The sequence below is a fragment of the Sharpea porci genome, from assembly GCF_009695655.1.
GTDB classification, from domain to species: Bacteria; Bacillota_I; Bacilli_A; order Erysipelotrichales; family Coprobacillaceae; genus Sharpea; species Sharpea porci.
On the sequence record NZ_VUNM01000015.1, the window covers coordinates 44,397 to 54,175 of the forward strand.

Genomic DNA, 9,779 nt, shown 5'->3' on the forward strand with positions numbered 1-9,779 from the left:
TATGCGTATTATTGTTCAAAAATATGGTGGTACTTCAACACGTAACAGAGAAACACGTTCAATGATGTATGATAACATCATTGATGTGGTTAATGCTAAAAACAAGGCAGTTGTTGTTGTAAGTGCCATGGGTCGCTATGATGACCCTTATGCAACTGATACCCTTTTATCAGTTGTTAGAAAGAAATATTTGAATGACGAAGAAATTGATCGTCTTTCAAGTATCGGTGAAACACTAGCAACACTCGTTATTAAGAGTGAACTTGCTTCACTAGGATACCGTGTTGCTTCTGTTTCAAATGAAGAATTAGGTATTATGACTGATGACTCTTTCACATGTGCTTCCATTGAAGCAGCTGAGGGTGAAGCCATCTTGAAGAAACTTGAAGAGGCTGATATTGTCATTGCTCCTGGCTTCCAAGGCCACAACAAAGAACATGTCATTACGACGCTTGGTCGTGGTGGTTCTGATTTATCAGCGGTAGCTATTGGAGCAGCCATTGGCGCAAGTGAAGTCGAAATCTACAGTGATGTCGATGGTATCTATACAGCTGATCCACGTATTGTACCAAGAGCTATGCGCTTAGATATGGTGAGCTATGAAGAAATGCTGGAGCTTTCCAACAATGGAGCAAAAGTACTTAATCACCGTTGTGTCGTGCTTGCGGCAAAGACAGGCATTAAGATTCATTGTTGTTCATCATTTCGTCATGGCAAAGGGACTTATGTGGTAGGAGAAGAAGATATGAAAGATATCAATAAATTCGCAATTAGCGGCATTACAGGCACTCAGAATGAAGCACGTTTTACTTTAGTGGGTGTGGAAATTAAGAATAATGTTGCCGGAAATTTGTTTAAGAAAATTAGTGAAGCAGGCGTTAATGTCAATGTCTATAATCAAGCACTAACCGGTGGAGGACATATGGATATCTCCATCATTACCCAACAAGAAGATATTGATACTGTTCTTGCTGTCATCAATAATATGAAACAAGAATTACAGCCTAAACGTACCATTGTCCGTGGTAATATAGGGAAAGTGGCTGTTGTTGGTCTTGGTATTCGCAATCGTCAAGGTATGTTTGAAAAAGTCTATAATACATTAGAAAACAATAACATTCATGTAGAAATGGCAAGCTGCTCAGAAATTAATATTAGCTGCTATATTGATCGTAATGATGTCAATGATGCACAAGTATTATTACATGAAGCATTCATAGAGAATAATGAGGAGGATTAATATTATGAGTGATAAATTAAGAGTTGGTATTCTTGGTGCAACTGGTATGGTTGGCCAGCGTTTTATAGCTTTATTGGAGAATCATCCATGGTTTGAAGTAACAACAGTTGCTGCTTCACCACGTTCTGCTGGTAAGACATATGAAGAAGCTGTTGGCAGTCGTTGGAAGATGGATACTCCTATTCCTGAAAGCGTTAAGAATCTTGTTGTGCATAATGTTAATGAAGTGGAAGAAGTCGCAAGTCATGTGGATTTTGTCTTCTCCGCTGTTGATATGAGCAAAGATGAGATTAAGGCTATTGAAGAAGCCTATGCTAAGACAGAAACACCTGTTGTTTCCAATAACTCAGCGCATCGCTGGACACCTGATGTACCAATGATTATCCCTGAAATCAATCCAGAAGCAACAGATGTCATCAAATATCAGAAAGAAAGACTTGGCACTAAGCGTGGTTTCATTGCCGTAAAGCCAAACTGTTCGATTCAGTCTTATACACCAGTCTTAACAGCTTGGAAGGAATTTGAACCTTATGAAGTAGTTGTAACAACTTATCAGGCTATTTCTGGTGCTGGTAAGAACTTTAAAGAATGGCCAGAAATGGTTGGTAATATTATTCCTTACATTGGTGGCGAAGAAGAAAAGAGTGAAAGAGAACCATTACGTGTATGGGGTCATGTTGATGATGAAAAGAAAGCTATTGTTCCTTTAGGCGAAGATACAATCACAATCACATCACAGTGTATCCGTGTACCTGTCCTTTATGGTCATACAGCTGCTGTCTTTGTGAAATTCAAAAAAAATCCTACAAAACAACAGTTAATTGATGCCATGACTTCATTCTCTGGTGAACCACAGAGACTACAGTTACCAAACGCTCCAAAACAGTTCATCCAGTATCTTGAAGAAGATAATCGTCCTCAAGTCACATTGGATGTCAACTATGAAAATGGCTTCGGTGTATCTGTTGGTCGTTTGAGAGAAGATAAGGTTTATGACTGGAAGTTTGTCGGCCTTTCACATAACACAATCCGTGGTGCTGCAGGCGGAGGCGTGCTTTGTGCCGAACTTCTTAAAGCCAAAGGCTTCATTACAAAGAAATAAGCTTTTAAGATAGCGCTATTGATACGATCCCCTAAAGGTAGACAGTACAAATACACAAAATGTACTGCCCTGCTTTCAGGGGGGGTTATTATGGGAAGAAAAGCAAAATATACATTTGAACTGAAACTGAAGGCTGCACAGGATTATCTATCAGGAAAGAAATCAGCAGCTGATATTGCCTTTGAATTAGGTATGGGGAAATATGGTGACAACAGAATACGTCAATGGGCGAGTCTCTATAAAGCCAATGGGCAAGAAGCTCTCAAGCCTAAAGAAAGAAATTCATCTTACTCAAAGGAATTCAAAGATATGGTCGTTCAGGATTATGTACAGAATGGGCTGTCACCGTACGAACTGGCAACAAAATACAATATTTCCAGTAAAACAGTCATCGATCAATGGATCAAGCGGTATAATAACCATATAGAGCAGAGGGATTATTGTCCCCATCAGGAGGTCTATATGGCAGAAAGAAAGAAAACAACGAAAAAAGAACGAATGGAGATCGTTCAGTACTGCATCAATCATGGTCGCAATTATAAAGAAACAGCCGCAAAATATGGCTGCAGCTATTCCCAGGTCTATTCATGGGTACGCAAATATGACAGGCAGGGAACAGATGGCCTGAATGACAATCGCGGACATCGCAAGGCAGAGGAAGACCTTACTGATAATGAAAAGCTGGAGAGAGAAAACAAACGACTGAAGGAAGAACTGAGACGAAAAGAAATAGAGGTCAAGTTCTTAAAAAAACTCAGCGAATTAGGGAGGGGGCGATAGAGAATGTACCGAAGATTGCCCAGCCAGCATTGCGGCATAGGGTGAAGATACAGATCTATCAATCCGTTCAGGAAACGAGCAGTGACGAACAATGTTCCATACAGTATCTGTGTCAGCTGGCTGGCATATCCAGGGCATCCTATTATAAATGGATCCATCGCAAGCCATCCAGAGTGGACATAGAAGATGCAAGGATACTTCCCCTCATACAGGCCATTGCCGATGAAAACAACAGCCTGTTTGGCTATCAGAACATGACCTATGCGCTCAATAATAACAGCGATGTGAAGTATAATCGCAAGCGTATCTATCGCATCATGGCCATCAATGGCATAGAATCTCATTTCCGTATTGACCAGCGTCATTCTACGTACAGGAAATCAACTCCACAGGAAACGAAGGATAACTTACTGGACCGGGATTTCAATGCCGAAGCACCGAATCTGAAATGGGGTACCGACATAACCGAACTGAAATACGCTGGTGATAAATTATATGTCAGCACGATCCTTGACCTGTATGATCGATATCCGGTTGGCGTTGTCGTCAGCAGAAGAAACGATACCAAGCTGGTCCATGATACATACTTCATGGCCATCACCTTGAATCAAGGCGCCACTCCGCTCCTGCACAGCGACAGAGGATTTCAGTACACACGCAAGATATTTTCCAGGATGCTTGAGAATGACGGACTGACACAATCCATGTCACGGGTTGGCCACTGTATCGATAACGGGCCAGTAGAATCCTTTCAGGGGTTCATCAAGGATATGGCCAAGGTTCTGTTTGGCAAGGCACATACGTATGAGGAAGCTGCAGAGATCATTTACCGGACATATGAATATTATATCTACAGATATCCACAGAAACGTTTTCATGGGAAGACTGCGTACCAGGTAAGACAGGAAGCACTGACTGCAAATACACCGGAACAGTATCCAATTGCACCAAACAGAAGAATAGAACGATTCTGGGAAAGGATTGAGAAGAGCAAAGCAAAACACCAGGCGCAAGCACAACAATAAAAAACAAGGCCAAATCTAATTGACCTTGCTTGGTAGTTATTTTGGATATTTTCTCTGTCTACTTGACAGGGGTCATATCATATGCGCTATCTTTTTTCTTATAAAAAAAGAAGTAGATGAGTCCTACTTCTGATAAAGTGATAAAGCTTTCTTTAAGTCCTGTTCAATTTCTTCTTTAAGCGTTATTGGCTCATCGACATGAACATTAGCTCCCTGCATCAAGAACCACATTTTAAGTCCATCATTCATTAAGACATGATCAACTGATGCCTGATACCAGTCTTCTTTGAGTTTCTTGACAGCGATTGTATGGCCAAAACGCGATACAACCTCTCTTAAAAGCACCCCTTTAAAACTGAAAGTCAGCTGCACTTCTTCCCCACTCGCAAACATATGGAATCTCTTTGTAATAAAGCCAGCAAGGTCATATTGATCTTGAATATCGACATATACCCCTCCTATTCTTCTTACATAACGCATACGGTCAATACGATACATGGATAGGTTAGTTTTACGTTTAGAGAAGTAACCTATAAGATAATAATGGTTATTATCGAGATAAATACGATAAGGAGAGACATTATAGTCTTCCTTAGTCTTACCATTACCATTCTTTGATGTGATTTCTACAGGATGGTAATTTGAGATGGCATAATCAATGTAATTAAAGGTAATATTCTTATGTTCATCAATGGCATGGAGGATGGTGGTGAGGTTAAGGATGAGTGAAAAGGGCTGTTCTGTTTTTAGTAAGGGCATCATGGAAAGACGTTCTTTCTGATAGATGGATGAGAAGCTAAGAAGCTTTTTAAGCAAAGCTTCTTTTTCTTTGGCTGAAGCATCTTTGTTGAAAAGAATGGCATCGACAAGAAGCTGTAATTCACCATCTTCGTAATATTCATTCTCAATAACATAACCCCTTTTGGGTTTACCATGTATTAATGGATAACCAAGAAAGAGAGTAAAGAAGTCATTCATATCATGAACAAGCTCCCCTACTTCCTTACGATGGCTTTTTAACCCATGTTCTTTCAAGTAATTCACAATTTCTTCGTTCTTAATACCAATTTTTCGACTTGTCAAAAGTAATTGTAAAATCAAAGCCATCTTTTCACCCATATCTTTACCTCCTAAGCATAAGCATAAGAAAGAGGTTTCTTGTTTGTTCTATGATATGTTAAGCGCATCGCACCAAGTAAGTCATAAGAAGCATAAAGGGCAAGTAATGCTTCACTTGGTTCATGATCCAAGCGACTTAAATAAGCATAAGCATCTTCGATTTCATTCTCTACAATACTAAAATAAGCCGCATTTTCCAAACTAATATAACCTTTAACATAAAGCAGGCTAATAAGACTACGCTTGTCGAGATTCATGATATGTCTTAAAAGACGATACATAGAAATAGGATTCTTTAATACCAAAACAAGTTTCTTCATAGCTTTCTTAACTGAAACAAAGGCTGGAGCATCATGGAAAAAATAATTCATCATCACAAGTTCTTTTTCCATTAACTCATAATCATGCACTTCATATAAATGATGAATACCAAGCTGTAAATAATAATCATATTGTTCATAAATCATATTCTTAAACTTCTTGATATTAAAACAAGAGACCAGTTTCACCTGATTGGCAGGATCAATCTCAATAAAATAAGATTGCATATCCTCCACTGTAATATTCATTAAATCTAAGTAATTGTCCAACATATTTCATCTCTCCTTTTCTATCTCTATTCTAATAGATTTAAGGAAAGTCTGCTGACAAAAGCATCGATATAATCCCTATATAGGGATTATATCGCAATTTATGAATTTTTTCAGTCTTTTCAACAAAAAATCTAGCACAATGTGCTAGATCTTATGCGAATGGATATTTCTTTATAAACTGTACACCAACACCACCAATACCCATATGAGCACCAACCACAGCAGGAAGTTCTCTTACCAGGATATCAGCAGGTCCAATCTTTTCTTCAAGATAGGCTTTAAGGCTGTTAGCTGATTCTTCGGCTAGGACATGTTCAATCGCAAAAACATAATCTTTACTATTAACACCTAGCTCAATCATGCGATCAGCCAATGTCTTGATAGCTTTCTTAACTGTACGTACTTTACCAAGAGTATCAATCTTGCCCCCTAAATCATGATTTAATTCCATGACTGGGACAACTTTTAATAAACCCGCCAACAAAGCTACAGCAGGTGTGATACGGCCACCTTTTTTTAAATGATCAAGATTTGGAACCATGATGATTGTTCTTGAATCTTTGACCATATCATCAAGAATAGCTTTGATTTCACTACTTGTCTTGCCTAAATCAGCTAACTTACGGGCTGTAAGTACAAGTTCTTTCTGGATTCTTGCTGTGGCATGGGAATCGACAAGGGTAATGGGGATATCCACATTATCAGCCGCAATCTGCATGCTTGTCATTGTTGACGATAGACCTGTCGCAATCGATACGCCAACAACTTCATCGTAACCATCTTTCTTGATTTGGGTTAATACTTCAATCATTGAACCAAGAGGTGGTTGGGAAGTCTTGACAATCTGGTCAACACGATCCATTTCCTTAAAAACGTCTATACTATTAATTTCATACTGGTCTAAATAGGCACGATCATGCATTGTGATGCATAATGGTGCTACATAAATACCTGGGTGATCACCCTTTATTTCAATCTGACATCCGCTATCTGTGAAAATGGCTATTTTACTCATAATTTTTCACTCCTATTACACCGCTTTATTATAAAGCATTTGCTATATTTTGACAAATCCAAGACATGTTTTATAATAAATATTAGGAGAAAAGGTATGAAATCAGTAAAAAACATAACCCAATCAACATTAGTCATCAAGAAATCACAATTTATCACAACATTAATTCCTTGTAATGACCCCTCTCAAATCAACAAGCTCATTGAAAAATATCGTACTGATGATGCAACGCATAACTGCATTGCCTATATTGTTGGTAGTAGTATCAAGGCCGATGATGACGGTGAGCCGAGCGGGACAGCAGGCCTACCAATGCTTAATGTCCTGGAGCGTCAGGAATTGAGCAATATCATTGTCATTGTGACAAGATACTTTGGGGGCATTAAATTAGGTGCTGGTGGGCTGACAAGAGCCTACAGCAATGCTGTTGCACAAGCTCTTGATGAAGCTGAAATTGTGGAGAAGACGCTTGTCAAGAAATACCAGATTGCCTTAGATTACCACTTTACCAAGAAAGCAGAATACTTGATGAGGATGATGGATGTTAAGCTTATCGACACAACCTATGATGACAAAGCTCATTACACACTTTATATCAAAGATCCTGCCTTTCTAGAACAACTTAAAGAGCTTACAAGCAACCAATTCTATTGCCAGGAAATTGGCGAAGATTATATATAAAGAAGGTGAAAGTATGAATGAGGTCGCAAAGTTATATCAGTTAGTTGTCAATCGTGAACTTGCAAAAAGCAAGAATAAAGTCTTGGATGTTGTAAGAATTAAGAAGAAGCTATTAGCTTTTTTACAGAGTGTAAGTGAGCTTGGTGAAATTGCCCATATCTACACATTCTGGGATGAAAATACTACAATTCATCGCAATGAGCTCCTTGATGCCTATACAAGCGGGATGACAATGCTGATGAGTGTCGCATATGATATGCGTATTGATGAAATCAAGAAGTATGAGGAAATACCTGATCGTGATGACTTAGTGGACTTACTCCTAAAGATTGATGAAGACATCGTTGTCTTAAAGAATTCCTTTAAGCCTATTGATCTAGAAAATGCTTTAAATGATTATTTTCACTTAGGCTTCCTTTTTGGATTCTCTCTTGATGAAATTATTGAACAGCTTAGTTAAAAGATATCTCTAAAAAAATAGAGAAAACGAATAAAACTGTGGAATCATATACATACTGATCCACAGTTTTTTATTCTAAATATCATTTCTATCATCAAGCTTTCCACTTACTTTTCACATATGGAATAATATCACAAAGATGGTAGGAAAAAACCAAGCATGATATCAATTGTACTAAAGCAATCACAATATAATTAATGACTTTTATCGCATTCCATGAAATATCCGTATTAAATATTGAATCTCTAAAGGCAACAAGAGCTAAACAATAAGCTGCGAAAGCTAAGAGTGATTTGTTGAAGAGAGTATTTTTATTTTGTTTCAAGCTCATCAAATAGCGAATAAATATCCATGCATAGAATACCATCAATACTACAAGAAGCGCTATTCTAGAAGATTGTGATAGATATATTATTCTTAAGCCGAAATCTCTATTAGTTAATTCTAAGTAAAGCATGTAACTCAAATAATAGAGTGGCCACAACCCAATGAATATATGAACTAGCGGTAATATTTTAATGATATTTCTATTTTGTGTTTGATTGCTCTGTTCTTCTTGCTTTCTACTGTCCCTTGTTATCTTCATTACATGATAATCGATGATGATACATGTTATGGAAATGGCAAGAAGAAGAAAGAAGGTTGGCATTAATCTCGATATCATCTTATGAACTGGCCATGATTTTATATCAATAGATTGATCAGATAACACACTTAGTAAATAAAGATTTGTCATACCTACTAACATAGGCATGGCAAAAGCTTTATTAATTCTTTGATTCTTTGATGAATAATCAATGAGTTTCTTTGTAATAAAGATGAGGAGAAATATCAATAGTAATATGACAATAATTCTTATCGGTTTACCTAGAAATGTCATTTGCCATTGATAAGGATGATTAATAAATTCTTTGTGCAACGCACCTAATAAATAATAAAAACTCTTACCTATTGCCAATACAATAATAGTTTCAATAAATTCCATAATAGCTCAATTTCATAGGGGGGTGCGGACAAATTCTTGGACCTTGTTATTTCAAATCAGTCCCAGACTTTGCCTGTACTCCATAGGGCTCAAATAGCCCAACGATGCCTTTATTCTTTTGGTATTATACCATATGATATAATCATTGATAATTTCTATAAACGTTTCAATTGTGACTCCAACAAAATTTCTGCCATAAAACATCTCATTCTTCATTCTGCCAAAGAATCCTTCACATGCCGAATTATCCGGTGAACAGCCTTTCTTAGACATGCTTCTGGTATATCCATACTTATTCATTCTATTAATCCATCCAGGCCATCGGTAATGGCACCCCCGATCGCTATGAACTATTGGTTTGTCATCTTCTTTTAGCTTAGAATGATAATCATCCAACATGCTATTAACTAAATCTGCATTAGGGTTGGTACTTACTGTCCAACTTGGTATCATTCCATCAAAACAGTCTACTATTGGTGAAAGATATACTTTTCCTGCAGGTATTGAGAATTCTGTGATATCGGTCAGCACCTTTACATTGGGCTTTTCTGAATGAAAATCTCTATTGATAATATTCCTTGCCGCTTCACTTATTTCTCCTTGATAGGAGCTATACTTCTTGTGTTTTCTGACTTTTACTACTAGATTATTATCTTTCATGATTTGTCTTACTATTTTTTCAGATACAATGATATTATCTTTTCTCAGTAGTGAATGAATCCTTCTATAACCGTATCTTTCCTTATTTTCTTCGAATAATTTAATAATTTTTACCTTTA

At 37.4% G+C, this 9,779-nt stretch carries 11 protein-coding genes; 6 read left to right on the plus strand and 5 right to left on the minus strand.

The features are described 5' to 3' along the window. Position 1: 1 nt before the first annotated feature. The 4 genes from FYJ79_RS07535 to FYJ79_RS07550 all read left to right on the plus strand — a co-directional run bounded on the left by FYJ79_RS07535 (position 2) and on the right by FYJ79_RS07550 (position 4,147). Complete coding sequence (locus FYJ79_RS07535) at positions 2 to 1,240, plus strand: aspartate kinase (RefSeq protein ID WP_154516290.1); 1,239 nt, start codon at positions 2 to 4, stop codon at positions 1,238 to 1,240. 4 nt (positions 1,241 to 1,244) lie between these two features. Continuing rightward, positions 1,245 to 2,342: an aspartate-semialdehyde dehydrogenase gene (gene asd, locus FYJ79_RS07540; protein ID WP_154516293.1), complete on the plus strand. Its 1,098-nt coding sequence runs from the start codon at positions 1,245 to 1,247 to the stop codon at positions 2,340 to 2,342. A 90-nt stretch (positions 2,343 to 2,432) separates the two neighbouring features. Continuing rightward, on the plus strand, positions 2,433 to 3,122 hold the full coding sequence (locus tag FYJ79_RS07545; protein ID WP_154516296.1) for a helix-turn-helix domain-containing protein: 690 nt from the start codon (positions 2,433 to 2,435) through the stop codon (positions 3,120 to 3,122). Continuing rightward, positions 3,119 to 4,147, plus strand: coding sequence for an IS3 family transposase (locus FYJ79_RS07550; RefSeq protein WP_326803575.1), 1,029 nt, complete (start codon positions 3,119 to 3,121; stop codon positions 4,145 to 4,147). The genes FYJ79_RS07545 and FYJ79_RS07550 overlap by 4 nt, the downstream gene beginning before the upstream one ends. Before the next feature lie 123 nt (positions 4,148 to 4,270). Here FYJ79_RS07550 and FYJ79_RS07555 read toward each other — a convergent pair whose 3' ends face one another. From FYJ79_RS07555 to FYJ79_RS07565, 3 genes are all read right to left on the minus strand, one after another. After that, positions 4,271 to 5,266, minus strand: a complete 996-nt coding sequence (locus FYJ79_RS07555; protein ID WP_154516299.1) for a helix-turn-helix transcriptional regulator — start codon at positions 5,264 to 5,266, stop codon at positions 4,271 to 4,273. A gap of 11 nt (positions 5,267 to 5,277) precedes the next feature. Further along, complete coding sequence (locus FYJ79_RS07560; RefSeq protein ID WP_154516302.1) at positions 5,278 to 5,859, minus strand: hypothetical protein; 582 nt, start codon at positions 5,857 to 5,859, stop codon at positions 5,278 to 5,280. A gap of 151 nt (positions 5,860 to 6,010) precedes the next feature. Next, positions 6,011 to 6,874: a DegV family protein gene (locus tag FYJ79_RS07565; protein WP_154516305.1), complete on the minus strand. Its 864-nt coding sequence runs from the start codon at positions 6,872 to 6,874 to the stop codon at positions 6,011 to 6,013. A 96-nt stretch (positions 6,875 to 6,970) separates the two neighbouring features. On the opposite strand from FYJ79_RS07565, the gene FYJ79_RS07570 reads away from it, so the two are divergent. Both FYJ79_RS07570 and FYJ79_RS07575 read left to right on the plus strand, forming a co-directional pair. Then, positions 6,971 to 7,555 carry an IMPACT family protein gene (locus FYJ79_RS07570; RefSeq protein ID WP_154516308.1) on the plus strand — a complete coding sequence of 195 codons (585 nt, stop codon included), beginning with the start codon at positions 6,971 to 6,973 and terminating at the stop codon, positions 7,553 to 7,555. A 13-nt stretch (positions 7,556 to 7,568) separates the two neighbouring features. Beyond that, positions 7,569 to 8,015 (plus strand): dUTP diphosphatase, encoded by a 447-nt coding sequence (locus FYJ79_RS07575; protein WP_154516311.1) that lies wholly within the window; start codon positions 7,569 to 7,571, stop codon positions 8,013 to 8,015. A gap of 94 nt (positions 8,016 to 8,109) precedes the next feature. Here the strand turns inward: FYJ79_RS07575 and FYJ79_RS07580 are convergent, their stop codons facing one another. After that, positions 8,110 to 9,000, minus strand: coding sequence for a hypothetical protein (locus tag FYJ79_RS07580; protein ID WP_154516314.1), 891 nt, complete (start codon positions 8,998 to 9,000; stop codon positions 8,110 to 8,112). Between the two features lie 51 nt (positions 9,001 to 9,051). After that, on the minus strand, positions 9,052 to 9,779 hold a 728-nt coding region (locus FYJ79_RS07585), incomplete at its 5' end, for an IS3 family transposase (RefSeq protein WP_154516317.1).

Excerpts from the sequence above, each read along its gene's own strand:
- FYJ79_RS07555 (WP_154516299.1), bottom strand. The coding sequence starts at position 5,266 with ATGGGTGAAAAGATGGCTTTGATTTTACAATTACTTTTGACAAGTCGA.
- asd (WP_154516293.1), top strand. The coding sequence starts at position 1,245 with ATGAGTGATAAATTAAGAGTTGGTATTCTTGGTGCAACTGGTATGGTT.
- FYJ79_RS07580 (WP_154516314.1), bottom strand. The coding sequence starts at position 9,000 with ATGGAATTTATTGAAACTATTATTGTATTGGCAATAGGTAAGAGTTTT.
- FYJ79_RS07535 (WP_154516290.1), top strand. The coding sequence starts at position 2 with ATGCGTATTATTGTTCAAAAATATGGTGGTACTTCAACACGTAACAGA.
- FYJ79_RS07545 (WP_154516296.1), top strand. The coding sequence starts at position 2,433 with ATGGGAAGAAAAGCAAAATATACATTTGAACTGAAACTGAAGGCTGCA.
- FYJ79_RS07560 (WP_154516302.1), bottom strand. The coding sequence starts at position 5,859 with ATGTTGGACAATTACTTAGATTTAATGAATATTACAGTGGAGGATATG.
- FYJ79_RS07570 (WP_154516308.1), top strand. The coding sequence starts at position 6,971 with ATGAAATCAGTAAAAAACATAACCCAATCAACATTAGTCATCAAGAAA.
- FYJ79_RS07575 (WP_154516311.1), top strand. The coding sequence starts at position 7,569 with ATGAATGAGGTCGCAAAGTTATATCAGTTAGTTGTCAATCGTGAACTT.
- FYJ79_RS07565 (WP_154516305.1), bottom strand. The coding sequence starts at position 6,874 with ATGAGTAAAATAGCCATTTTCACAGATAGCGGATGTCAGATTGAAATA.